Raw genomic sequence first — 24,257 nt, 5'->3', positions numbered from 1 at the left:
CCGGACTCGACTACGCCGCGCAGGTCGAAAATGCCCTCGACAGGCTCGCCGACCAGTTGGAAGAGGATCTCAACCTCGACGCACTTCTGGCGCTGGCACACTAACCCCGGAAGGCGGGCGCGGACGCGCGGTAGGCGGTTCGGTCTGGGCCCCGCCCTTCCACGGCACCGGGTATTCCAGCCATTTCTGGATGAAGTTCCACGATTGCTGGTAGCCGTCATGGGGCAGCGTGCAGGCAGAACAATCCTTCCGCGTCAGGCCGTTGCGATCAGTATACAGCCTGTAAGGGCCAGGGCACTCATAGGCAATCAGCGGGCAATAGCAAAACAGGCAGTTGAATTCGCGCTTCACACCCGCATGGCAGGGATGAAACGGACAGGCCGTGTTGGTAAAGCCTTTGAAAGCCTCGTTCCCGGTGGTGTCCTTTGGCTGCATGTCCGTCCTCTTTTCTACGGCAATCATGGCGGAAACCGGCGGGAAGAGGCAGGCCAAAGTCCCCTGCCGGGCCCACCGCCCGGATTTGGTGCACGGTTCTGGCAGGTCTCCTGGCTTGCGGATCGACCCCCTTGCCACCGTCCCGGATGGTGACGCATGGGCAGGGCTGGCCGCTGACAGTTGCGGGGGCAGCGCCGGAATCGCACCGGCTTCCCTTTTCACCCCTTTCGGGGCACCAGAACCGCCCCTAGAGGTAGCCGCACCGGCACCGCTGTCAAGCGTTCACTTGACCCGCAGGGGCAGACCAGAAACGACCAGTTCCACCTCGTCGGCGCAGGCCGCGATGCGCTGGTTCAGCCGCCCCTGGGCGTCGCGGAACGCGCGGGCCAGGGCGTTTTCGGGAACGATGCCCATGCCAACTTCGTTGGAAACCAGAACCACGGGGTTTTGGCGGGCCTCCAGCGCGACCTCCAGCGCGGCGACGTTTGCGGCCCAGTCCCGCTTTGCCCACATCAGGTTGGATAGCCACAGGGTCAGGCAATCCACGAGGCAGGGGCCCCCATCACCGTCCGTGTCGCGAAGAGCGCCTGGCAAGTCCAGCGGCTCCTCGACGGTACGCCAACCGGGGCCGCGTTGCGCCACATGGGCGGCGATTCGGGCGCGCATCTCGTCATCCTCCGGGCGCGACGTCGCGATATAGACCCGCGGTCCGCCGAACTCACGGATGCGGGCCTCGGCCCGGGTGCTTTTTCCCGACCTCGCACCGCCGGTAATGAAAATGATCGGGGCCATGGCCACCTCCTTGCTGCGCCCCTGATAGACGGACGCACGGCGTGGCGCAAACCAAAGCGCCGGGCCCGAAGGCCCGGCACGGAGGCGGATCAGCGATGTTTTGTGATCTCGCCCGATTTCAGACGCGAGAGGTAGCCGTTCACCTCATCCCGGACGATCGGCATCAGCATGTAAAGTGCCGCGATATTGACCACCGCCATGGCGAAGATCGCCGCATCCGAGAAGTCGATCACCGGGCCAAGACTGGCGGCGGCCCCGACGACCACGAAGGCGCAGAAGATCAGCTTGAAGATCAGTTCCTTTATGTGACCTTCGCCGAACAGGTACGTCCAGGCCTTCAGCCCGTAGTAAGACCAACTGATCATGGTCGAGAAGGCAAACAGGATCACCGCCAGCGCCAGCACGTACTTAAACCAGCCGAATGTCGAGGAGAACGCCGCCGATGTCAGCGCAACACCCGTATTGCCGTCGACGGTGGCGATCATCTTCCCACCTTCGGCCAGAACGTAACGCCCGGTCTCCGGATCGCTGACCAGTTGCCCGGTGATGATGATCACCAGTGCGGTCATGGTACAGATGACCACCGTGTCGATAAATGGCTCCAGCAACGAAACGAACCCTTCGGTGGCGGGCTCCTTGGTGCGCACCGCCGAGTGGGCGATGGCCGCCGAGCCCACGCCGGCTTCGTTCGAAAACGCCGCCCGCTTGAACCCCTGGATCAGAGCCCCCACCATGCCGCCGGCAACGCCCAGACCGGTGAAAGCCCCGGCGAATATCTGCCCGAAAGCCCAGCCAATCTTGTCATAATTCGCCAGCACGATTACCAGCGCCACACTCACATACATAACCCCCATGAAAGGCACGACTTTCTCGGTGACACGTGCGATGGATTTCAGCCCGCCCACGATTACCGCGAAAACGATCGCCGCGAAGACAACCCCGGTGATCCAGCCGGGATAATTGCCGACGACATTGGTGATCTGCGCGTGCGCCTGGTTGGCCTGGAACATGTTTCCGCCCCCCAACGCCCCCAGGATACAGAAAACGGCGAACATCACCGCCAGAATCCGCCCCCCTGGCAGGCCGCGCTGGGCCATCCCCTTGGTCATGTAATACATCGGACCGCCGGAGACGGTGCCGTCAGGGTATTCGTTGCGATATTTAACGGCCAGCGTGCATTCGGTGAACTTGGACGCCATGCCCAAAAGACCGGCAAGGATCATCCAGAACGTCGCCCCCGGCCCCCCGATGCCGACCGCGACCGCGACCCCGGCGATGTTGCCAAGACCGACCGTCCCCGACAACGCCGTGGCCAGGGCCTGGAAATGGCTGACTTCGCCCGCGTCATCGGGATCCGCATAGTCGCCACGTACCAGCGCAATGGAGTGGGGAAAGGCCCGAAACTGGATGAACCCGAAATAGATCGTAAACACCGTCGCCGCCACGACCAGCCACGCCACGATCCACGGGAACGACGTCCCGGGAAACGGACTGAAGATGAAGTCTACGAACCAGCCTGTCGAACTGGCGAATATTTCGTTGACCTTTTCGTCTAGGGTTTGCGCCAGCGCCGGGGACGACGCCCCAAGCGAGAGCGCGGCGACAAAAGCCGCCCTTGTCATTGTGTTTGTCATTTTCTGTCCCTGTTGGAAGAGTGCGCGCTCAGGGCACGATGGTGACCGGAACAGACGCCGTCTGCGCCAGCCGCCCCGCGACCGAGCCGAAAATCCGCGATCCCATTGTGGAATGGCCGTTACGTCCGATAAAGATTTGCGTGCCCCCCGCCTCCCCAGCGATGTCGCACAGCGTGTCGGAGATGTTGCCGTATTTCAGCGCCGTCTCGACAGGCACACCGGCGTCCTTCAAACTGTCCAGGAGCGGTTTCAGCAGGGCTTTTTCAGCGCGCTGAAGCTCCTCCCGGCGGCGCTTGTGGCGCTCTTCCAGTTCTGTCGGCGTCAAAAAGGAATAAGGTGACCATTCGAGAACATGGGCGACGACAAGCCTGCCATTCTGGTCGCGTGCCCGGTCCAGCGCAAACTGAACCGCACGACGGGCTGCGTCGCTGCCGTCATATCCGACGACAAAAGTTTGGGACATGGTTTCCTCCCGTTGATTGCCCTCAAGGCGGCAAGGGTAAACCGGAGGGGGGTGGGCCGTCTTACAAAAACGACTATGTTGCCCTTGATTTCGCCTTTAAAACAGAATCTTAACAACAAATAGTTGTAAAATACAACTATTAGGTGCGTCGCCTGAAGACCCGGGCCAGGGTCTGCCAAAGCAGCACCGCGTCATAGCAAACCGACTGATTCCGCTGGTAGATCAGGTCCAGCCGCGCCTTGCGCGGAACACAGGCACGGGAATAGACGGCATCGGTTTCTTCGGCCGTACGGCACGGTGCCAGAAGGCGCTCCTCATGGGCGTGATAAGTCAGCGTCGCCAGCCCGGTGATCCCCGGGCGCGACCTCAGCACTCCGGCATAGAGATCGGGGAACCGTTCCACGTAAAGACGCAGAGGCGGACGCGGACCCACAAAGCTCATATCGCCCTTGAGCACATTCCAAAGCTGCGGAATTTCATCCAGCCGGAACCGGCGCAAAATCCGGCCTGTCCGGGTGATGCGGTTGATCTTGTCGCCCCCCGAAACGCCGCTGTCCCGCGGGGCCGGGCGCATCGTGCGCAGCTTCCACAGCGCAAAGGGGCGGCCCGGCGCTTTCATCCGCTCGGAGACATAAAACAGCGGCCGCCCGTCCAGCATCCACATCGTCCCAAGGATCAACAGCAAAAGCGGCAGCAAAAGCGCGCCAAGAACCAGTGCCAGCAAAACATCGAACAGACGCTTGGCGCTCATGCTCCGAACCTTTCCCAATCCCTTGCCATCTGCGTGGCATGACTGTCCTCGGGCCTGAAACGGTGCAGGCTCTCAAGGAGTTCCACATTCATCACCGCCCTCTGCCGGGCTTCTGGCGGGGCCGGACGCCAATCCCAGCCGCGCCCCCAGCTTCTCAGCAACTCCGACATGGCCGTGGGGGTGGGGGCGGCGACATTCAGAACCTGCGGAAGAGGCGTGCCGTTTCGGGAGTGGCGCACCAGGCTTTCCAGAACCCGTGCCAGGGTTCCCACCCCGATATAGGAACGCACCGGCCCCGCGCCATCGGCAAAGCGGTCCAGCCGCACAGGACGCCCGGAGGCCACCGCCTGCCCCAGAAGCTCGGCCCCTGCCACGTTGCCGATGCGCAGGCAGGTGACCGGCGGCATGCCGGCGGGAACGTTCAGTGCAGCATCTTCCATCGCCGCCTTGCTATGGCCATAACCGCTGAGGGGGGTGCGGGGCGTGTCTTCGCGCGCCGCCGCATCGGTTGCGCCATAGACCGCCTGCGACGAGGCCAGGAACACATGCCGCGCACCCCCTGCCTGGGCCGCCTCCAGTGCTGCCCGCGCCAGCGGCGCGGCGTCTTTCATATTGCCCTTGCCCGAGGGGGTTGCCCCGGCCAGCAGCAGGACGGCCCACAGCGGTGGCACGTCCGGCAGGGCTTCATCCAACGGAGACCACCGCACCCAGCCCCGCCCGGAAAGCGCCTGGCGGGTTTGCCAAACCGGGCGCAGTCCACATATTTCCCGCCCGCCCCAGTATCGCCGAAGCGCCGTCCCCACACGCCCTGTTGCCCCCACCACCAGGAGGTGGCGGCCGGAATATGGACTGGAGACAGGGCACGGCATGGCAGGCTTTGGCAGATGACATTGATCGTCTGACCTGCTAAGCCAAAACCGATTGAAAGAGCAAAGGATATTTCAGTGCAGGTTCAGGAAACATCCCTTTCCGGCGTGAAAATCCTCACCCCCAAAAGGTTTGGCGACACACGCGGTTTCTTTTGTGAAAGCTGGACGAAACGGCGCATGGAAGAGGCCGGAATCTTCGCCGAGTTCGTACAGGACAATCATTCCCTGTCCCGTGTGGCCGGGACGATCCGGGGGCTGCATTACCAAAGTCCGCCCCATGCCCAGGGCAAGCTGGTGCGGTGCGGACGGGGTCGTCTGTTCGACGTCGCCGTGGACATCCGCAAAGGCGCGCCCACCTACGGCCACTGGGTCGGGGTGGAACTGAGTTTCGAGAACGGCAGGCAGCTGTGGATTCCACCGGGATTCCTGCATGGTTTCATCACCCTGGAGCCCGACACCGAGATCGTCTACAAATGCACCGATTACTACGCCCCCGACTGCGATGGTGCCGTGCGCTGGGACAGCGCCGGGGTGGACTGGGGGTTGGCCGAGGCCCCGCACCTGTCGGAAAAGGATGCCCGCGCGATCCCGCTGTCGGATTTCGACAGCCCGTTCACATGGGAGGCGTCCCAATGAAACTTCTGGTGACAGGCGGCGCAGGTTTCATCGGTTCGGCGGTGGTGCGCCTGGCGGTGCAGCGGGGCCACGCGGTTGTCAACCTCGATGCACTGACCTACGCCGCCAACCTTGCGAACGTGGCCCGGGTCGCGGACAATCCGCTCTACAGCTTTGAGCGGGCCGATATCAGAGACCGGGCGGAACTGACCCGCATCCTTGCGCAGCACCGGCCCGACGCGGTCATGCACCTTGCCGCCGAATCCCACGTGGACCGCTCCATCGACGGGCCGGCAGCGTTCATCGAAACCAACGTGACCGGCACCTTTAACCTGCTGGAGGCCGCCCGCGCCTTCTGGGTAGAGGCCGGGCAGCCCGGAACGTTCCGGTTTCACCACATTTCCACCGATGAGGTCTATGGCAGCCTTGGCCCAACGGGGGCGTTTTCCGAAGAGACCCCCTACGACCCTCGTTCCCCTTATTCGGCGTCCAAGGCGGGCAGCGATCACCTTGTGCGGGCCTGGGGGGAAACCTACGGCCTGCCGGTTCTGGTGACGAACTGCTCCAACAATTACGGGCCGTACCACTTCCCGGAGAAACTGATCCCGGTGGCGATCCTCAAGGCGCTGGCGGGCCAGCCGATACCCGTTTACGGCGATGGGCAGAACGTGCGTGACTGGCTGTTTGTCGAAGACCACGCCGATGCCCTGCTCTGCGTTATGGAAAAGGGGATTGCGGGTCGAACCTACAATATCGGCGGAGAAAACGAGGCCACGAATATCGATCTGGTGCGGCAGATCTGCGCCCTGCTCGATGAGATGCGCCCGGACGGCGCCCCCCACGACCGCCTGATCACGTTCGTGGCCGACAGGCCCGGCCATGACCGCCGCTATGCCATCGACCCCGCGCGTTTGCGCGATGAGCTTGGCTGGCGGCCTTCGGTAACGTTGCAAGAGGGGCTGCGCCGTACCGTCAGCTGGTATCTGGACAATGAGGATTGGTGGCGCCCGCTGCTGAAGCGTGAGGGCGTCGGCCAAAGGCTGGGGGTGGCATGACGGTACTGGTCTTCGGGCAAACCGGCCAGGTTGCGACCGAACTGGCCCGTATCGCACCGCAGGCCCGGTTTCTCAGCCGGGCGGATGCCGACCTGACCGACCCGGCCGCCTGCGCCGCACAGGTGGCGGAAAGTGGGGCCCAGGCCGTGATCAACGCGGCCGCTTATACCGCCGTGGACAAGGCCGAAAACGACGAGACCATCGCGATGGCCGTGAACGCCCACGCCCCCGGCGCAATGGCACGGGCCTGCGCACAGCGGGGCATTCCTTTCGTTCATATCTCGACCGACTATGTCTTCGACGGCTCCGGCACGCGCCCGTGGCACCCTGGCGATCCGACCGCCCCCCTTGGCGTCTATGGCCGCAGCAAGCTGGCGGGGGAGGAAACCATACGCGCCGCGAACGGGCCGCATGTGATCCTGCGCACCTCTTGGGTCGTGTCCGCGCACGGGGCCAATTTTGTCAAGACGATGCTGCGCCTGTCCGAAACCCGCGATGCCCTGACTGTCGTGGCTGACCAGGTCGGCGGCCCGACCCCTGCGGCAGCGATCGCCCAGGCCGTGTGGGCCGTCTCGGGGCGGCTTTGCACGGACGGGCCGTCGGGAACCTATCATTTCTCGGGGGCGCCCGATGTCAGCTGGGCCGATTTCGCACGCGAGATTTTCGCGCAGGCGGGCCGACGGGTAAGGGTTACCGACATCTCCACCCGCGAGTACCCCACCCCCGCCAGGCGGCCCGCCAATTCCCGGCTGGACTGCACCGGCCTTGAGCACGACTACGCAATTGCCCGCCCGGACTGGCGCGCCGGACTGGCCGATATTTTAAAAGAGCTTGGCATAAAATGACAAATCGCAAGGGCATCATTCTGGCCGGGGGGTCCGGCACGCGGCTTTACCCGGTGACGATAGGCATCTCGAAGCAACTTCTGCCCATCTATGACAAGCCGATGGTTTACTATCCGATCTCGGTCCTGATGCTGGCCGGTATCCGCGAGATCGCCATCATCACGACCCCACAGGACCAGGATCAGTTCCGGCACCTGCTGGGCGACGGCAGCCAATGGGGCCTTTCTTTCACCTGGGTGGTCCAGCCCGCACCGGATGGGTTGGCGCAGGCCTACCTCCTTACAGAGGATTTCCTGGCCGGGGCCCCGTCGGCGATGGTGCTGGGTGACAACATCTTTTTCGGTCACGGCCTGCCGCAGCTTCTGCAACGGGCGGATGCCAGCGCGGGGGGCACGGTATTCGGCTACCACGTGTCTGACCCGCAAAGATATGGCGTGGTGGATTTCGCCCCCGATGGCACGGTGCGCGAGATTATCGAAAAACCTGCCGTTCCGCCTTCGAACTTCGCGGTGACAGGGCTTTACTTCCTTGATGAAACCGCGCCCGAGCGCGCCCGCAGCGTGCGCCCGTCGGATCGGGGGGAGTTGGAAATCACATCCCTGCTGGAAATGTACCTGCACGATGGCGTCCTCCGGGTGGAACAGATGGGCCGCGGGTATGCGTGGCTGGACACGGGCACCCATGCCAGCCTGCTGGATGCGGGCAATTTCGTGCGGACGCTGGAGGAACGGCAAGGGATGCAAACCGGCTGCCCGGAAGAGATCGCCTTCAAGCAAGGCTGGATCAGTGCCGAGGATGTCCTGACCCGCGCAAGGATATATGCCAAGAACGCCTATGGCGATTACCTGCGCGGCCTGATCCCTTAACGCGTCCAGCAGCTTGTGGGCACAGGGTAAAGCCGCAGCGTCTTGTCCGCGTAAGCACCGGTCTTCGGGTGGAGTGTAGCAACCGGAGCGACACCGCGGGCACAATCGGGCGGCGCGGCCTCGAACCCGGCATAGAGCGCGGAGCCACTGCCGGGGAAAGCGAAGACCATTTCGTAATGGTGCATCGGGCGGCCCTCGGGCGGCACGGCGAAAAAACGCAGCCCGCTGTCCCGGCCGGTGTAGAACAGGTCTGCCAGAACGTCCCGGGAGGCGGCCACAACCGTATCGGCCCCCGCTTCCCGTGCGGCGGAAAGGATCTCGCGGCTCATATCGTGGCGGCCCAGGTAACGCTCCACGGCGGACCCCGCCGGAGTATTGCCCAGAAAGGGCGCGGCGATTGCCAGAAGTGGCAGCAGAACGCACACCCCTCCGTTAAAGACAAAAGACCCCAGCAACCACCGCCTGGAAAGCCAGGGCAGCACCGCTACCGCGCCGGCCAGATAGGCCGACGCCGCCCAGTTGGCGTAAGCGCGTGACACCAGGGCCTGCCCCATCACCACCGCAACGATCGGGAGCGCGAACGACAGCAGCAGCCTTTGCCGTACGGTCAGTCGCCCTGCCCGCACCAGCATCCCCAGAAGCCCGCCGAAGATCACCGGCCCCGCCACGGCAAACTGGGCGAAAAAGAATTCCGCCAATCCCGGCAGATTCAGACCGGCCCGGGCGGAAGGGTCGCGCACCCAATCGGCGTTGTCCAGAGTGTGGGAAAGCGTCGGAAAGCCCTGCGTCGCGTTCCAGATCAGATTCGCGGATATAACCGGCACGAATGCCGCCAGCACCAGCCCCGCCTTTTGCCAGCCGATACGTGCCTGGGGTATCAGCCCCGCCGCCAGGAGCGCGCAGAAAAGGTAGTAAATGGCCGCATATTTCGACAGGAAGGCCAGCCCCAGACACACCCCCGTGGCCACAGCCCAGCCACGTCCCGCGCCTTCGGTCAGGCGGAGGTAGCCCAGACCTGCCAGCGCAAGGAAGGGAAACATGATCGTATCGGTTGAGATCAGGATCGACGCCAGGCCCACCATCGGCAATGTGACAAACCCCACCGCCACTGCCACCCCGGCACGTGCCCCGAAACTGCGGGCGGCGATATGGCCCAGGATCAGTGCCGTGGCGGCGTGAAACAGTGGCCCCGGCAGGCGTATCCAGAAAGCGGTATCGCTGCCCAGTTCGGTAAAGACGCGGATGACCCAGCCGATCATCGGTGGCTTGGAATAATAGCCGAACGCCGGATCCTGCCCCCAAAGCCAGTACTGAGCCTCATCCACGAACAGGTCGATCTGTACGAAATTCAATGCCAGAACGCGCGCTGCGGTAATGGCCAGAACAAGCATCCCGGCCGGGAGCAGCCAGCCGCGTATGTCAGGCATTGCGACGCTCTTCCCGGATCAGCCAAAGATTGCGCAGATAGATGAACAACCCCATCGACTGCCCCAGGATGAACACCGGATCCTTTCGATACACCGCGTAGGCAAACAGGACCGCGCCCCCTGCGATCGAAAAGTACCAGAACGCCAGCGGCACCACCGAGCGCCCCGCGCGTTCCGAGGCGATCCATTGCACCAGGAAACGGGCTGTGAACAGCAACTGTCCGCCAAGTCCGACAACGACCCACCAGAATTCGACCCAGTTGGCGACATGCAGCCAGCCGAACACCGTCTCCATCAGGCAGCCTCGGGCTCTGGCTGGACCTTCTTGCGGCGGCGGATCAGCCACGCGACCCCGACCAGGTCATAGGCGCCGACCATCGCACGCTGGAGGTTGTTGTAATTCGACCGCCCGGCCTGGCGTTCCCGGTGGGCGACATCCACATGGGCCACCTGCCAGCCCCAATTCTTGAACAGCGCCGGAAGGTAGCGATGCATGTGGTCGAAATAGGGCATGTCCAGAAAGGCCTCCCGGCGGAAACCTTTCAGCCCGCATCCCGTATCCCGCGTGCCATCGCGCAAAAACCAACCGCGCAAGGCGTTCGCCGCGCGCGAAGCCAGCCGCTTGGATAAAGTGTCCTGGCGGTTGACCCGCTGCCCGGCCACCAGGCCCAGCTTCCCGGTCGTGTCTTCCAGAAGGGGGGCGTAAAGTTTCGGGAGTTCCGCAGGCGGATTCTGCCCGTCGCCGTCCAGTGTGCAGATGATCGGCGCGCCCGCCGCCCGAACCCCGCTGTGAACCGCCGCGCTCTGCCCGCCGGACCGCGCATGCCGCAGCAGCCGCAGCCCCGGCATTTCCGTCCGCAGGGCCATGACGACCGCGGCCGTGTCATCGGTAGAGCCATCGTCGACGACGATGATCTCAAGCCCGTCCCCCAGCCCGGCGCAGGCCTGGGAAATTTCAGTCAGAACGGTTTGCACGTTTCCGGCTTCGTTCTTCATCGGGATGACGACGGATACAGCAGGCATATGCGCCTCTCGTAAAATACAGACAGGCTGGGTTAAACACCAACCGGAGAGTCCTGTCCACCGCCGAGCGCACCGCGCAAGAGCGTTTGCCCAACCGACAATCGCGGCGCAAGGGCGATACGTTCGGGACGGGCCGCAGGGCCGGCTTCTGCCGCACGGGCGATGATGGCGGCGGCCTTTTCGCCGATTTCACGACGGCAGGCATCCGTGGTGGCCAGCGCAAGGGGCAATCCGTCCAGCAGTTCGATCCCGTTGAATCCTGCCAGACCGATCCGGCCAGGCACATCCAGCCCCGCGTCGACACAGTGCAGAAGTCCGCCCGCCGCAATCATATCATTGGAATAATAAAGAAAATCGAGATCAGGTGAGCGACGAAGGATGGCGCGGGTCATTTCCCGCCCCTTCAAAAGTCCCGAACCGCCAGAGTAGAATTCCTGATCTGCCACTTCCAGACCCGCACGGGCCAGCGCCCCGGTGAAGCCCTCGAACCGTTTGCGGGCGCGGTGATCCATTGGCATCGTCGTTCCCAGAAAACCGATGCGCCTGTAACCCGCGCGGGCAATGGCCTGCGCCATTTCCGCTCCGGCACGGCGGTGCGATATCCCCACGACCGAATCCACGGGTTCCCCATCGACGTCCATGATCTCGACGACGGACACATCGGCGGCGCGCAACATCGCCCGCGCGGCCTGGCTGTGTTCCAGGCCCGCAATGATGATGCCAGAGGGCCGCCACGAGAGCATTTCATAAAGCACCTTTTCCTCGTGGGCGGGATCATAGCGGCTGACCCCCACGACAGGCTGCAGGCCAGTGCCCTCCAGACCGGCATTGATGCCGTTCAGCACCTCGGGAAAAACCATGTTCGAGAGCGACGGTATGATAACCGCAACCAGGTTCACGCGCTGACTGGCCAACGACCCGGCAATCTTGTTGGGAACGTAGCCGAGCGCCTTCGCGACGGCCAGAACCCTTGCCCGCGTCGCACCCGAGACATCGCCGGTATTGCGCAAGACGCGGCTGACGGTCATCTCGCTGACACCCGAAGCCTCGGAGACGTCACGCAAAGTCAGCGGGCGGCGGGGACGCGGAGAAGCGTGTGTCACCGAAGAGCCTTTCTTTCCCAGTTTTACCCCAGTTAAAACCTTCCGTACGGAAATTCAAAGCGCCCCACCCTTGCCATCGCGGGCATTTCCGGGAAAAAGAGGGCAACGGCCCCGTGGCTCAACTGGATAGAGCAGCCCCCTCCTAAGGGGCAGGTTGCAGGTTCGAATCCTGCCGGGGTCACCAATACCTTCTTAAGCATATGTTTATCCTCATTTTTTCTGAAGGTTTGGAACTTTGGTCGGTTGAGTTGGAACTTTTTGTTCCATTTTCGTGCTGCTGAGCACCTTCCGCTTGTTGAAGTTGCGGATATATCGTTCGATCTCGGACAGGCTTTCATGTCCTGTCCAGGCCCCGATTTGAGCCGAGGTTCCTTCGGCTTCGGCTAGCGCCCGCGCCCGACTTTTCCGCAAACCATGCGCCGAGCGGCCATAGACGCCCGCTGCTCTTGCTTTGGCGGCAAACCATTGGCCTGCGGCCTTCACGCTCCGGGATTTTCCGTGCACGGTCGTCATCCATGTCATGTGCTTGTCTTTCCGGGCGTCCAGTGCCGCATGAAGACAGGCGAGATCCCCTTCCATGCCTTCTGCGAAGTCCGGAAGCGCGCGATCATAGGGGATTGCGACTTCTCCGCCGGTCTTCAGCTGGCGGAACACGATCCAGCCGTCCCGGTCCACGTTGCCGTGCCCCAACCGAACTGCATCCGAAATGCGCGCGCCGGTCCAGAAGATCACCTCGAACGCCAGACGTTCCGGCGTGTCGATCGACCAGTGCGCGCGAAAAGCCTTAATCTCGTCTTCTGACCACGGGGGATGCCCATCTGACTGCGCGACGGGCGCTTTCCTGGCGTCTGTGGTCGGATCAGCAATCTTGTATGTCTCAGCGAGCCATTTTCCGAAGCCCCGCCATGCTTTCAGGTGGTTGTTCCGTGCGTGTCCCGTGAACCGGTTCAGGTCAGCTTCGATATGCTTGGTCCGAAGGTCGATCACCCGGCCATGCCCGTATCGCTCACGAATTTCATCCAACATGCGCCGACGAACAGCCCGTGTGCCTTCCGCCAGCCCCACGAGAAAAACATCCGATTTCAGGTATCCCTCAACTGCCAACGCAAGACTGCCGGAGTTGGCCTTTGCCCGCACCGGTTGGTGCTACCAGCAGCCTCTGCATAGGCCGCAAGGAAATCGGGGTGATCCGGGGGACGGTCGGGCATTGCGATGCCCTTTTGCCCCTTTGGGCGGTAGTAATAGCGAACATTGCCACTGGGGAACCGCCCGGATGGGTTGAGATGTTTCATCCTTGTCAGCAACCGAACGCCTCGTCACAACTGTTTCCTTCGCTCCATACTTGTCCCCCAATGGTAGGCAAATCGGCAAGCGCGGAATCCAGCTCCCACCGTAGCCACACAGTGACGCCATCAGCATTTCGTCCGGGCGGGTAGATTCCGCTTCTCACGAGCTTATCGAAGTGCCCCGGAGAATGCCCGCAGTATTGGGCTGCCTCAATTCGCCGCAAGGCCGCGCCCCAAGGCCAGCTTCTGTCGGTGCGCCTCATGTTCGCCGCCCTTGTCGCTTCGTCTCCAGGCAAGACTGCTGAGAAGCCAAACTCCATGTGCCTTCAAGGGACTGAACAATCAAATCCGACATGGTCAGACCAGTGTTCAGTGAAGCTATACGAAGGGAAGTGTGGATCTCTTTCGGCAAGTAAACCGAAGTGTGCTGTATTGTATCTCGATCACGCATGACAACCTGCCCGTTTCAAAATGAAATCGGCACCGGTTTCGGATTCAAGGTTGATGGCTTTTAGAGAGACAGGCTCTCACTACACAAGGTCTGGTACCTTGCTTGGTTGAATACTGAATTTCAGACTGAAATTCAAGCACCTGAACGCTTAATCCCTGTGCGCTCGCCCTGGCCGACCGGGCTGTCTGTGCCAGGGCTTTCCGAATATCCAAGGCCTTTCCCCGGCCAGATCCGGTTCGCTTTCCGTTTCAAGTCGCGTGATCCGCGACTCACGCCACATTCTCTGGCGTGAGCCCCGAGATCGCCTGGATCAGTTTGTCCTCGGTCACTTCCTCCGCAGTGAACGTGCGCATGATCCGGCCGGAATACATGGCGACAATCCTGTCCGAGACATGCAGAATTTCCGGCATTTCCGAGGAGATGACAATCACCGCATACCCCTGTGCCGCCAATTCCCGGATCAGGTTGTGTATCTCGGACTTGCTGCCCACATCGATGCCGCGGGTCGGTTCGTCGACGATCAACACATTGGGATGCATCGACAGCCATTTTCCGATGACAATCTTCTGTTGGTTGCCGCCGGACAAGTTGCCGGCCAACTGCTTCCATCCCGGTGTCCGGATGTCGAGCCGGTCGCGGTATTGGTCGAAGATGGCCACCTCCGCCCCCTCGGCCACGAAAGGGCCAGCCCTGAGATCGTCGACCTGGGGCAGGGTCATGTTGTCCCGGCAGTTCATGCCCAGAACCAGCCCTTGCCCCTTGCGATCTTCGGGAACCAGGGAAATCCCCAGAGCGATTGCAGCGGCCGGCGAGCGGATGACGGTATCCCGCCCATCCAGCAGAATCTGGCCGGCACTCGGATCGCGCAGACCGAACAAGGTTTCGGCAATTTCCGTCCGGCCTGCGCCGACCAGCCCGTAAAAGCCCAGAACTTCTCCGCGCCGCACTTCGAAGCTGACATCCGTATACAGGTCCGCGCAGCTGAGCCCCCGGACTTCAAGCGCCACATCGCCCAGTGCGTGGTGAATTTCATTCCGGCTGAGGTCCAGCTTCCGGCCGATCATCAACTGCGTAACGGATTCCTCGTCGGTTTCGGCGGTTTTCACCGTGCCGCGATAGCTGCCGTCGCGCAGCACGCTGATGCGGTCGGTGATCTTGAATATTTCTTCCATCCGGTGCGAGATGTAAATGATCCCCACGCCCTGCGCTTGCAGCCCCGCAATCACATCGAACAGCACCACCTTTTCCGCATCGGTCAGCGAAGCGGTGGGTTCGTCAAAAATCACCGCCTTGGCTTCGACGGTCAGCGCGCGGGCAATCTCCACCATCTGCTGATTGGCGATGGACAGGTCGCCGACCCGGGTTTTGGCGTCAAAACCGACCCTGAGCTTGGCAAGGATCGCGTTGGTCTGCTGCTCAAGCCTGGCCCAGTCGACCAGCCCGAAACGTTTGCGGGGCAACTCCCCCAGGTAGATGTTTTCGGCGACGCTCAATTCCTCGGCGAGGCTCAGTTCCTGGTGGATGAAAACGATGCCCTTGGCCTTGGCCTCCAGCGGCGATGTCATGACTGCCGGGACTTCGCCCACGAAGATCCGGCCCTCGTCAGGCTGGTAGATTCCCCCCAGAACTTTCATCAGCGTGGATTTCCCGGCACCGTTTTCCCCCATCAGGGCATGCACCTCACCCGGCATCACGTCGAAAGACACGCCGTCCAGAGCGCGCACGCCGGGAAAGGTCTTGACGATGCCTTCGAGGCGCAGGGCAGGGGTTCGATCACTCATACCTTCAATTCCTCCTTCCCCTTGACGTTCAGTTGCCGGTCCAGAAACAGCACCGCGATCAGGATCAGTCCGATGACCAGATTGACGGTTTCGGTATCGGCCCCGATATGGGTCAGCCCTTTGCGTAACAGCTGGATCGCCAGGACGCCGCCGAATGTCGAAACAATGGAACCCGCGCCGCCGGTCAGTTTCGTGCCGCCCAGAACGACCGCAGTGATGACCCACAATTCATACAATTCCCCGTCATTCGGGTTCACGGATCCGCTTTCGGAATAGAAGACCACAGCCGACAGGGCTGCCAGGAAACCGATGATCATGAAGTTGATCATCATGTGCGGCCCGACGCGGATACCCGCATTGACCGCCGCCGACCGGTTATTCCCTATGGCATAGGCGTTGCGGCCGTGCACCGTGCGGTTCATCAGAAACCAGATTGCGGCCGTGACACCCAGCAGGAACCAGGTCGACGTGTGCAGGCCCAGCCATTGCGCCTCGGCGAAATCGACAAGGGTCCAGTTCAGGTGGCTGGTGGGTTGTTCTCCGTTATACATGAAGACCAGCCCACGATAGCCCAGCATCGAACCCAGCGTGACGATGAAGGCATCGACGCCCGTCTTCCAAACGATCAGCCCGTTCAGCGCGCCAAGCGCCACCCCGCTCAACAGTGCCAGCCCCCATGCGACCGGGATCACCCCATCGCCGAGACCGGCAAAAACGGGCCATGTCAAACTGTCCAGCAGAACGATCGCGCTGATCGCGTAGATGGCCCCGACACTCAGGTCGATATTTCCGTTGACCATGATGATGGTCATGCCCATTGCGATGATCCCGATGGGGGCCGACTGCTTGAACAACAAAAGCATGTTGTCGATATCCATGAAGGTCTTTTCGCTGACCGACAGGAATTCGCCCGCAACGGTAAAGAAAACCAGTTCGGCCGCGATGAACGCCCAGATCGCGCCGCGTTTGAGGAAACTGGAAAGAGTTCCGGGTTGCATTTTCTTTCCTCCTTCAGGCGATCGGAGACCAGAGCTTGCCACGCTTGGCCGCGATATCGAGCCAGACAGCAAGAATGATGATGACCCAGGTCACGACAAACTGGACATAGAATTGCAAGCCGACCAACAGCAGGCCGTTCTGGATGAACCCAAGGATCAAAACGCCGATTACCGTCTTGAAGATTGTGCCCGAACCGCCCAGCAGCGAGGCTCCGCCCAGAATCACAGCGGCCAGAACTTCGAGTTCCAGACCCTGACCGACGGTATTTTGCGACCCAAGGGATCGGCTTGCCTGGATCAGTCCGGCTGTCGCAACGCAGAAGGCGCTGATGAGGTAGCAGATGAAAACAACCCGTGCCCGGCGGATGCCCGAGAAGGTCGCCGCCGTAGCATTGCCCCCCACGGCATAGACTTTGCGCCCGAATGGCGTCTTGGCCAGGGCGATCCCCAGCAAGGCCGCCAACAGCACGAAAAGCAGGATCGGCACGGGAATTCCCAATGCGTCACCCTGGCCAAAAACCTTGAACCAGGTGCCCTCCTTGTCGGCGATATCCATGTTCTTGCCGCCCGACCATGTCAGTGTCAGCCCGTGAATGGCCGAGAGCATGCCAAGTGTGACGATCAGGGAATTGAGTTTCAGGTACCCCACAAGAAAGCCGATGAAGGCCCCCAGGCCCAGGGTCAGCGCGAACATTGCGGGGATGGCCAGCGTCGGCCCGATCTTGTCGTGCAGATCCAGCACCACGATGGTCGAAAACGACATCATGGAGCCGACAGAGAGATCCAGATTGCCGCTGATCACGACAAAGGTCACGCCCAGTGCCATCACGCCCAGAATGGCCGATGAGCGTATCACGCCCATGATGTTGTCCGGGTCGATAAAGCGCGCATTGGCCATGGAGAAACCGATCATGAACAGCACGAAGGCGACGATAATGCCCTGTCGGGCCAGAAATCCGCCCACCTGTTCCTTTGTTGGTGCTGTCATTTTTGCCTCCCCAGTGTTCGCCCGTAGTAAATGTCAGGCCGGCGTCATGGCTGCGCCCATCATGACGACTTGTCCGGCATGTCATCGCGGTTTCCAAGACCAGGAACGTTCCTGATCCGGTGATCTCCGTCGGGGTAGCCACGCGTCGCTTCCCGCGTTCCGATCGGGGCGCCCACTTCGGTCACATCGTTGGGGAAATGTCCGTTTTTCTCAGCCATGCCAGGTAAATTCATCGGTTTGTTCATGTCGGGGTTTGTTCATGCCGGCGTTGTCAGTCTTCGTGGCCTGTCGGCCCGGTACCGCCTGGCCGATCCTGGCCCGCATCCGGTCGCCCCTGGTCGGGTCGACAATTGCACAGGCAGTCCTTGCCGCCCCCGCACCGAATCCGCCTCTGCCGGGCCGGGCAACCTCCCCCGTCTTTGCCCCGTCGGGACCGGCAAGGCAGATATCGGCACCCTCATCGGAAAGAGCGCCGCCCATACCCCGGACTGCGCCAACGATACAGGACCGACCGGGAATCCGGGCCATGGCATCCTCCCCCGAAAGAGACGCTCTTGAATGAAGGCCGGGCACGACCTGCGCCACGCCCGGAAATGCTGGCCTCAGAAGACCGGCTTGGAGAAATCGCCCATGTTGTCCTGGGTGATCTTCGGTGTGTCGAAATAGTTCAGGAACGGAACGTCCTTGCCTTGCAGCACGTCGACAGCGGTTTGCAGCGCAGCTTTGGCGTCATCAACCGGCGACTGGTAGATCGACCCCCAGTATTCGCCGCGCTCCATGGCTTCGTAACCCACCGCGAAGTTGGTGGCCCCTACGAAGATGATACCCTCACGACCGGCGGCCTTCGCGGCGTTCAGCGCCCCCACGCCCATGTTGTCGTCACCCGCATAGACACCGTCGATATCGTCATACTTGACGAGGAAGGCCTCCATGACCTTTTGACTTTTCTCGCGATTCCAGTCGCCCGGCTGGGTGTCCACCACCGTCACGTCCGGGCAAACCTCGGGCAGGCGATCCTCGAACCCCTTGGCGCGTTCGATCGCGGTGGTGTAACCCGGCTGGCCGGTGATGTGTACAACCTGCGCTTCTTTCTCGATGCCCATATCCTTGAACTTGTCGCACATGATTTCAGCCGAGCGCGCACCCTGATTGATGTTGTCGGGGCCGGAGAACGACGCGACGAAGTCAAAGCCGGCCTGGGCAATGTTGGAGTTGGTCACGACCACCGGAATGCCGGCCTTATGCGCCTTGCGGACTGCGGGGATCACCGCTTCGCCATTGGTCGGCCAGATGATGATGGCGTCGACTTCCTGCTGGATCAGGTCCTCCATCTGGGCAATCTGGCGCGCGACGTCACCGCCGGCGTCCAGAACCACGGCGTCAACGGTTGCGTTGGCGTTGGCCGCTTCAATGAACGCCTTTTCATAGGTGGTCTGATAGCTGTCGACGCCCACATTGTTCTGGGTAATGCCGATCGTCATCGTTTCAGCCGAGGCCGCGCCCGCGCCGGCAAGGGCGACGGATGTGGCGGATGCGCAAAATATTCTGCGAATGTTCATTTTGAACTCCTCCCGGATATTCCCTGTTTTCGAGTGCCCCCACACCTCCGGCAGGGGAATCATCTTTCGGCAAACCGAATGACTTCAGCAAACCTGCCGATAACGGGCTTTCAGGAATGCACCAAAGTTATCCATATTGGATGTCGAGATGTTCAATATGGATCTTTTCAGACTACGCTTATTGGGCCGTTTTGATCAGTTTGCGGGGAGCGGACGCAATGCCGAAATCCGATTCGTCCAAAATGAAGAAATCGACGATCCCGAATTCGTCGCCAAATCACAGGATGCCAGCACATCCCATGAATGCGCTGAGAGGTCATAACGAAAGCCACCTGGTTTCGCCGCGCGCGAAATCGGAAATGCTTCGCATCGTGTCCTTTCTCGAAGAATTGGGCGGAGAGGTCGAAAGCACGCTCGAAGTATTGACGGGCAATCCCCATCTGCGCATGACGCTGCATCTGATCCGGGGCCATCTGGAGGCGAGGGTTGTTACGCCGACATCGCTGATCGGGGCCAGCCAGGTTCCCTATGCCACGGCCAACCGCCGGCTGAGGGAGATGATCGAGGCCGGGCTGATCGAACAACGCCCGCGCACGAAAAGCGGCAAGAGCTTTTCCCTGCACCCCAGCGAAGAACTTCTTTGGCAATGGGCGCAAATGTCCACGCGGGTCGAACGGCTGGCCGAAAGGTATTTTGGCGGTCGCAAGCGCGCTGCGGGCAGCAGGGATTACTATTTTGGCGGGTCGTACATGTCCGCGCGGTCGATTCCGCCGCTCAAGCTGGTGCCCGAACCGCTGAAAGTGCCGGGCGGGATTCGCGTGCTGGTCCATGGCGATCCAACCTTCATGGTCATGGAAAACCTCAAACGCCAGTTCGAACAGGCGATCGGCACTCAGATTCACCAGCGCGCCTTTTCCATCGACCGCCTGCGCGAAGAGGGTAAGCGCAATGCCGACCGCAAGGTCAGCCGCTACGATATCATTGCACTGGATTTGCCATGGGTCGGGGAATACGCCGAAAAAGGCATCCTCATGCCTCTGGACGAGATCATGGACATCGCGCGGCTCGATCCGGCGGATTTCCACACGGCGGGATGGAAGGCGGCGCATTGGGGGGGGCGTCCCTATGGGGTGCCGGCCCAGACAACGCCTGAGCTTTTGTTCTACCGTCGCGATCTGTTCGCCCAGGTGGGGCTGGAACCTCCGTCGACGACAGAGCAACTTCTGCACGCCGCCTCGGTTCTCCATGCGCCGCAACGGGGCCGCTATGGCGTGGCATGGAATGCGGCGCGCGGGACGGCCTTGGGGCACACGGTTCTGCTGACCATGGCCGATTTCGGTCAACCGGTCCTGAACCTGCCCGAAATTGCAGGCGGTTTCGAAACCGATCACCTCTCCCAAAAGGACTACCGGCCTACGATCGATACCGAGCGGGGGGAACGCGCTGCCCGGTTTCTCATGGAACTCCTGAAACACTCTCCTCCGGATATCCTGTCCATGTCCTGGTATGAACGGATCCGGCCCTATGCCGCAGGAAATGTTGCCATGGCGTATGGTTATACCCTGCTGGCGCCGTATTTCGAACTGGACGACTCCTCCCCCGCATTCGGGCAGACCGGGTATCTGCCGCATCCGGCGGTTCCCGGAGTCGCCCCTGTGGCACCTGTCGGCGGTTATGTGATGGGCATTCCCGCAAATCTGCCGGCAGAGAGGGTGCCCGCAGCGGTCGAGGCGCTGTTGATCTTCACCTCGCCCGAAGCCCAGAAGCTCTATGTCCAGAATGGCAGCCGAACAAACCCGCGCTATTCGGTCGGCTCCGACCCGGAAGTGCGTCGGGCCTCTCCGATTTTCGAGGCCGTGGACACGATGTCCTGGCGCGACGAGCTTCAGTTCTGGCCACGCCCTCCGGTCCCCGAGATCAGCGACATCATCCGGATCTGCGGTGAGGAATTCCACGACATGCTGCGCGGTATCATCGCGCCGCGCGAGGCTTTGGTCCGCGCCCAGGCCCGGGCCGATGCGTTGATGCGACCGACCTGATGAAACCCATAGGAGGAGGAAAACCCATGGATCCCAATCGCCTGAAAGGAAAGAACATCCTGATCACCGGCGCCGCACGCGGCATGGGGGCCGCGAATGCGGAGGCATTTGCCGCGCAGGGAGCCAATGTCTGTGTCGGCGATCTGGATGGAGATGAAGCGCGAAAAGTCGCCGACGCCATCAATGCGTCGGGCTACGGCAAGGCGATCGCTGTCAGGATGGATGTGAGCAAACGCGAAGACAATGCCGCCGCGGTGGCCGCCACGGTCGAGGCCTTCGGCTCGATCAATGTGGGGCTGTTCAATGCCGGCCTCAACAAGCCCCGGTTCTTCATGGATATCGACGAAGACAACTGGGACATGATCATGAATGTCAATACCAAGGCGATGTGGCTGGGCATGCAGGAAACCGCCCGTCAGATGATCGCCCAGGGCCCGATGAAGGATCACCCTTACAAGCTGATCAACGTGGGCTCCATCGCCTCGCGCAAGCCGCTGGTCGACGTCACCGTTTACTGCACTTCCAAATACGGTTGCCTCGCGCTGACCCATTGCGGTGCTGTCGGGCTGGCTGAGCACAACATCACCGTGAACGGCTATGCGCCCGGCGTCGTGGTCACGCCGCTTTGGGAGCAACTGGACAAGGACCTGGTCGACATCGGCTTCAAGGAGCGCGAAGGCCAGGCCTATGACGACATCGTCCGCGATGCGCTTCAGATCAAGCGCGTCTCCTACCCCAGGGATATCGTGGGTACCGCGACCTTCCTGGCCAGCGACGACAGCGACTACATGACCGGCCAGATGATCCACATCGATGGTGGCTGGTGCATCCAGTAACCGTCCGGCCAACATACCCTGCCTCAATACACGGGTGTACGCCGTTGCACCCGAAAGGAGATACCCATGTCACGCGCCCTCATGCCAAATCTGCTGACTCCGCAAGATCTCGAACCCAACTGGGAATGGCGTGACCGCCTGCCCGCCTGGGGACACAGCTCGGTCGATTTCGAACGCCGGATCGACCATGACCGCCTGCGCCGCTACCGCCTGGCCCGCACCCGGCAGGCGCTTGAGAACTCGAACGCGGGCACTTTGCTGCTGTTCGATGTGAACAACATTCGCTACGTCTCCGCGACGAAGATCGGCGAATGGGAGCGGGACAAAATGTGTCGCTTTTGCCTCCTGACCGGCGACGACAGTCCTTATGTCTGGGATTTCGGGTCCGCCGCGATGCATCACAAGCTTTATTCCGACTGGCTGGAACCCGATCACTGCCTTGCCGGCGTCGTCGGCATGCGCGGTACCATTCCACCCGAATTCGGATTGATGAAAAAATACGCCAAGCAGATTGCCGGGCTGATCCGCGATGCCGGGATGGCCGACATGCCGGTCGGCGTGGATTATGCCGAAACGGCGATGTTCCACGCGTTGCAGGAGGAAGGCCTGCACGTGGTGGACGGTCAGCAGATCATGCTGGCGGCGCGCGAGATCAAGAACTGGGATGAAATCCAGCTCCTGACCCAGGCAGCCAGCATGGTCGATGGCGTCTATCACATGATCTACGAAGAACTGAAACCGGGGGTGCGCGAAAACGATATCGTCGCCTTGTCGAACAAGATGCTTTACGAAATGGGCTCCGACGATGTGGAGGCGATCAACGCCATTTCCGGCGAGCGGTGCAACCCGCATCCGCACAACTTCACCGACCGGCTGTTTCGTCCCGGTGACCAGGCGTTCTTCGACATCCTCCAGTCCTATCAGGGCTACCGCACCTGTTACTACAGGACCTTCAATATCGGCCGCGCGACACCGGCGCAAAACGATGCCTATGTCAAGGCACGGGAATGGATCGACGCGTCGATCCAGGCGATCAGGCCGGGCGTCTCCACTGACCAGGTGGCCAAGCTGTGGCCCAGGGCCGAGGAGTTCGGCTTCCCGAGCGAGGACGCGGCATTCGGCCTGCAATTCGGGCACGGTCTGGGCCTTGCACTGCACGAACGTCCGATCATCTCGCGCGCCGTGTCGCTCGACCATCCGATGGAAATCCGGACCGGCATGGTTTTTGCGCTGGAAACCTACTGCCCTGCGACAGACGGGTATTCCGCGGCCCGGATCGAAGAGGAGGTGGTCGTCACCCAGACCGGGTGCGAGGTCATCTCGCTCTTCCCGGCCGAGGATCTGCCGATCGCCAATCGCTACTAACCTCCCTGAGACTGCCCGGGCATTTGCCCGGGCTCCTTTCAAAGGAAATCGTTCATGAGCTCCGCCAAGACGTCATCGAATGCAGAGGACTATCTGCGCATGTATCGCCAGATGGTGCGTATCCGTACCTTCGAGGACAATGCCAACCAGCTCTACCTCTCTGCCAAAATGCCGGGATTGACGCATATGTATTCCGGTGAAGAAGCCGTGGCCGTAGGGATCTGCGAGGCGCTCAGAGTGACGGACAAGATCACCTCGACCCATCGGGGTCACGGCCATTGCGTGGCCAAAGGGGCCGAGTTCAAGGAAATGTTCTGCGAGCTTCTGGGCAAGGAGGAAGGATATTGCCGGGGCAAGGGGGGCTCCATGCACATCGCCGATCAGTCGAATGGCAATCTCGGGGCCAATGCGATTGTCGGCGGCTCCATGGGAATTGCCACCGGGTCGGCCTATACCGCCAGGCTCCTGGGTCGTGACGATGTCACGGTTTGCTTCTTTGGCGACGGCGCGACGGCGCAGGGGTTGATGTACGAGGTCATGAACATGGCCGCGCTATGGAAACTGCCTGTTATCTATGCCTGCGAAAACAACGGCTATTCCGAATACACGCGCACCGATGAAATCGCGGCGGGGTCCATCATCGCCCGTGCCGAGGCCTTTGGCATCGAGGCGCACCAGGTGGATGGGCAGGACGTGCTTGCGGTGAATGAACTGGCCCAGAAGCTGGTTGCAAGGGCGCGCAAGGGCGAGGGGCCGTTCTTCATCGAGTTGATGACCTATCGCTATCACGGCCACCATGTGGGCGACATCAACCGCGAATATTACCGCTCCAAGGAAGAAGAGAGGGAGTGGAAGCAAAATCGCGACCCGATCATCAAGTTTCGCGGTTGGCTGGTCGCGCAGGGGGTCGTGTCCGAAGGGGAGATCGACGCGATGAATGCCGAGATCGAGAGGGACGCCGCCGCGGCCGTCGAATATGCGCTGAACGCCAGCTACCCGGACGTTTCCGAGGTCGACATGCACGTTTTCACCGACGTCGAACACGCGCTTTCGCAGCCCACCGCCTGAGGAGAACA

The 24,257-nt window shown here is 61.6% G+C and carries 25 protein-coding genes, 1 tRNA gene and 1 riboswitch; of the genes, 9 read left to right on the top strand and 17 right to left on the bottom strand.

Annotated features, from left to right (window positions below; genetic code table 11):
• Nucleotides 1–69 precede the first annotated feature (69 nt).
• The 6 genes from C8N32_RS12290 to C8N32_RS12265 form a co-directional block, all read right to left on the bottom strand.
• Complete coding sequence (locus tag C8N32_RS12290) at nucleotides 70–435, bottom strand: cysteine-rich small domain-containing protein (RefSeq protein ID WP_107893285.1); 366 nt, start codon at nucleotides 433–435, stop codon at nucleotides 70–72.
• 83 nt (nucleotides 436–518) lie between these two features.
• Nucleotides 519–690: riboswitch (cobalamin riboswitch) on the bottom strand.
• A gap of 27 nt (nucleotides 691–717) precedes the next feature.
• Nucleotides 718–1,227: a bifunctional adenosylcobinamide kinase/adenosylcobinamide-phosphate guanylyltransferase gene (cobU, locus tag C8N32_RS12285; protein ID WP_107893284.1), complete on the bottom strand. Its 510-nt coding sequence runs from the start codon at nucleotides 1,225–1,227 to the stop codon at nucleotides 718–720.
• An 89-nt stretch (nucleotides 1,228–1,316) separates the two neighbouring features.
• Nucleotides 1,317–2,861, bottom strand: coding sequence for an alanine/glycine:cation symporter family protein (locus C8N32_RS12280; protein ID WP_107893283.1), 1,545 nt, complete (start codon nucleotides 2,859–2,861; stop codon nucleotides 1,317–1,319).
• 28 nt (nucleotides 2,862–2,889) lie between these two features.
• Nucleotides 2,890–3,324, bottom strand: coding sequence for a universal stress protein (locus C8N32_RS12275; RefSeq protein ID WP_107893282.1), 435 nt, complete (start codon nucleotides 3,322–3,324; stop codon nucleotides 2,890–2,892).
• A gap of 139 nt (nucleotides 3,325–3,463) precedes the next feature.
• Nucleotides 3,464–4,075 (bottom strand): sugar transferase, encoded by a 612-nt coding sequence (locus C8N32_RS12270; RefSeq protein WP_107893281.1) that lies wholly within the window; start codon nucleotides 4,073–4,075, stop codon nucleotides 3,464–3,466.
• Nucleotides 4,072–4,944 (bottom strand): NAD-dependent epimerase/dehydratase family protein, encoded by an 873-nt coding sequence (locus C8N32_RS12265; RefSeq protein ID WP_107893280.1) that lies wholly within the window; start codon nucleotides 4,942–4,944, stop codon nucleotides 4,072–4,074. The genes C8N32_RS12270 and C8N32_RS12265 overlap by 4 nt, the downstream gene beginning before the upstream one ends.
• A 75-nt stretch (nucleotides 4,945–5,019) precedes the next feature.
• On the opposite strand from C8N32_RS12265, the gene rfbC reads away from it, so the two are divergent.
• Genes rfbC through rfbA form a run of 4 tightly spaced genes read left to right on the top strand, consistent with a single transcriptional unit; the run spans nucleotide 5,020 to nucleotide 8,325 of the window.
• Complete coding sequence (gene rfbC / locus C8N32_RS12260; RefSeq protein WP_107893279.1) at nucleotides 5,020–5,580, top strand: dTDP-4-dehydrorhamnose 3,5-epimerase; 561 nt, start codon at nucleotides 5,020–5,022, stop codon at nucleotides 5,578–5,580.
• Nucleotides 5,577–6,614 carry a dTDP-glucose 4,6-dehydratase gene (gene rfbB, locus C8N32_RS12255; RefSeq protein ID WP_107893278.1) on the top strand — a complete coding sequence of 346 codons (1,038 nt, stop codon included), beginning with the start codon at nucleotides 5,577–5,579 and terminating at the stop codon, nucleotides 6,612–6,614. Before rfbC ends, rfbB begins: the two co-directional genes overlap by 4 nt.
• Complete coding sequence (rfbD, locus tag C8N32_RS12250) at nucleotides 6,611–7,459, top strand: dTDP-4-dehydrorhamnose reductase (protein WP_107893277.1); 849 nt, start codon at nucleotides 6,611–6,613, stop codon at nucleotides 7,457–7,459. The genes rfbB and rfbD overlap by 4 nt, the downstream gene beginning before the upstream one ends.
• The gene (gene rfbA / locus C8N32_RS12245) at nucleotides 7,456–8,325 is read left to right on the top strand and encodes a glucose-1-phosphate thymidylyltransferase RfbA (protein ID WP_107893276.1); all 870 of its coding nucleotides are present in this window, start codon (nucleotides 7,456–7,458) and stop codon (nucleotides 8,323–8,325) included. The genes rfbD and rfbA overlap by 4 nt, the downstream gene beginning before the upstream one ends.
• Here the strand turns inward: rfbA and C8N32_RS12240 are convergent.
• The 4 genes from C8N32_RS12240 to C8N32_RS12225 are packed head-to-tail and all read right to left on the bottom strand — an operon-like array spanning nucleotide 8,322 to nucleotide 11,878.
• Complete coding sequence (locus tag C8N32_RS12240) at nucleotides 8,322–9,752, bottom strand: ArnT family glycosyltransferase (RefSeq protein ID WP_107893275.1); 1,431 nt, start codon at nucleotides 9,750–9,752, stop codon at nucleotides 8,322–8,324. The two genes, rfbA and C8N32_RS12240, sit on opposite strands and share 4 nt — an antisense overlap.
• On the bottom strand, nucleotides 9,745–10,047 hold the full coding sequence (locus C8N32_RS12235; RefSeq protein WP_107893274.1) for a lipid-A-disaccharide synthase N-terminal domain-containing protein: 303 nt from the start codon (nucleotides 10,045–10,047) through the stop codon (nucleotides 9,745–9,747). The genes C8N32_RS12240 and C8N32_RS12235 overlap by 8 nt, the downstream gene beginning before the upstream one ends.
• Entirely contained in the window at nucleotides 10,047–10,775 is a 729-nt protein-coding gene (locus tag C8N32_RS12230) for a glycosyltransferase family 2 protein (protein ID WP_107893273.1), read from the bottom strand. The genes C8N32_RS12235 and C8N32_RS12230 overlap by 1 nt, the downstream gene beginning before the upstream one ends.
• A gap of 32 nt (nucleotides 10,776–10,807) precedes the next feature.
• Nucleotides 10,808–11,878 carry a LacI family DNA-binding transcriptional regulator gene (locus tag C8N32_RS12225; RefSeq protein ID WP_244905921.1) on the bottom strand — a complete coding sequence of 357 codons (1,071 nt, stop codon included), beginning with the start codon at nucleotides 11,876–11,878 and terminating at the stop codon, nucleotides 10,808–10,810.
• Nucleotides 11,879–11,985: 107 nt separating this feature from the next.
• Between C8N32_RS12225 and C8N32_RS12220 the strand changes: the two genes are divergently transcribed.
• Nucleotides 11,986–12,062: transfer RNA gene (locus C8N32_RS12220), tRNA-Arg, on the top strand.
• Nucleotides 12,063–12,088: 26 nt separating this feature from the next.
• Here the strand turns inward: C8N32_RS12220 and C8N32_RS12215 are convergent.
• The 7 genes from C8N32_RS12215 to C8N32_RS12185 all read right to left on the bottom strand — a co-directional run bounded on the left by C8N32_RS12215 (nucleotide 12,089) and on the right by C8N32_RS12185 (nucleotide 18,941).
• On the bottom strand, nucleotides 12,089–13,015 hold the full coding sequence (locus C8N32_RS12215) for a tyrosine-type recombinase/integrase (protein WP_107893272.1): 927 nt from the start codon (nucleotides 13,013–13,015) through the stop codon (nucleotides 12,089–12,091).
• 869 nt (nucleotides 13,016–13,884) lie between these two features.
• A complete protein-coding gene (locus C8N32_RS12205) occupies nucleotides 13,885–15,396 on the bottom strand; it encodes a sugar ABC transporter ATP-binding protein (RefSeq protein ID WP_107893270.1) in 1,512 nt (503 codons plus the stop codon).
• Nucleotides 15,393–16,394, bottom strand: a complete 1,002-nt coding sequence (locus C8N32_RS12200; protein ID WP_107893269.1) for an ABC transporter permease — start codon at nucleotides 16,392–16,394, stop codon at nucleotides 15,393–15,395. The genes C8N32_RS12205 and C8N32_RS12200 overlap by 4 nt, the downstream gene beginning before the upstream one ends.
• Nucleotides 16,395–16,407: 13 nt before the next feature.
• Complete coding sequence (locus C8N32_RS12195) at nucleotides 16,408–17,382, bottom strand: ABC transporter permease (RefSeq protein WP_107893268.1); 975 nt, start codon at nucleotides 17,380–17,382, stop codon at nucleotides 16,408–16,410.
• 59 nt (nucleotides 17,383–17,441) lie between these two features.
• Nucleotides 17,442–17,600, bottom strand: coding sequence for a hypothetical protein (locus C8N32_RS15010; protein WP_170106799.1), 159 nt, complete (start codon nucleotides 17,598–17,600; stop codon nucleotides 17,442–17,444).
• The gene (locus tag C8N32_RS12190) at nucleotides 17,593–17,910 is read right to left on the bottom strand and encodes a hypothetical protein (RefSeq protein WP_107893267.1); all 318 of its coding nucleotides are present in this window, start codon (nucleotides 17,908–17,910) and stop codon (nucleotides 17,593–17,595) included. Before C8N32_RS12190 ends, C8N32_RS15010 begins: the two co-directional genes overlap by 8 nt.
• Nucleotides 17,911–17,984: 74 nt before the next feature.
• A complete protein-coding gene (locus tag C8N32_RS12185) occupies nucleotides 17,985–18,941 on the bottom strand; it encodes a sugar ABC transporter substrate-binding protein (protein ID WP_107893287.1) in 957 nt (318 codons plus the stop codon).
• A gap of 299 nt (nucleotides 18,942–19,240) precedes the next feature.
• Here C8N32_RS12185 and C8N32_RS12180 point away from each other — a divergent pair, with 299 nt between their 5' ends.
• The 4 genes from C8N32_RS12180 to C8N32_RS12165 all read left to right on the top strand — a co-directional run bounded on the left by C8N32_RS12180 (nucleotide 19,241) and on the right by C8N32_RS12165 (nucleotide 24,249).
• Nucleotides 19,241–20,980 carry an ABC transporter substrate-binding protein gene (locus C8N32_RS12180; protein ID WP_107893266.1) on the top strand — a complete coding sequence of 580 codons (1,740 nt, stop codon included), beginning with the start codon at nucleotides 19,241–19,243 and terminating at the stop codon, nucleotides 20,978–20,980.
• 26 nt (nucleotides 20,981–21,006) lie between these two features.
• On the top strand, nucleotides 21,007–21,816 hold the full coding sequence (locus C8N32_RS12175; RefSeq protein ID WP_107893265.1) for an SDR family NAD(P)-dependent oxidoreductase: 810 nt from the start codon (nucleotides 21,007–21,009) through the stop codon (nucleotides 21,814–21,816).
• 66 nt (nucleotides 21,817–21,882) lie between these two features.
• Nucleotides 21,883–23,181, top strand: coding sequence for a M24 family metallopeptidase (locus C8N32_RS12170; protein WP_107893264.1), 1,299 nt, complete (start codon nucleotides 21,883–21,885; stop codon nucleotides 23,179–23,181).
• Between the two features lie 54 nt (nucleotides 23,182–23,235).
• Nucleotides 23,236–24,249, top strand: coding sequence for a thiamine pyrophosphate-dependent dehydrogenase E1 component subunit alpha (locus C8N32_RS12165; RefSeq protein WP_107893263.1), 1,014 nt, complete (start codon nucleotides 23,236–23,238; stop codon nucleotides 24,247–24,249).
• Nucleotides 24,250–24,257: the final 8 nt, after the last annotated feature.

Source organism: Rhodovulum imhoffii (genome assembly GCF_003046545.1).
GTDB classification, from domain to species: domain Bacteria; phylum Pseudomonadota; class Alphaproteobacteria; order Rhodobacterales; family Rhodobacteraceae; genus Rhodovulum; species Rhodovulum imhoffii.
Note: the sequence above shows the minus strand (reverse complement) of the source record. Positions and strands in the feature narration are given on the sequence as shown.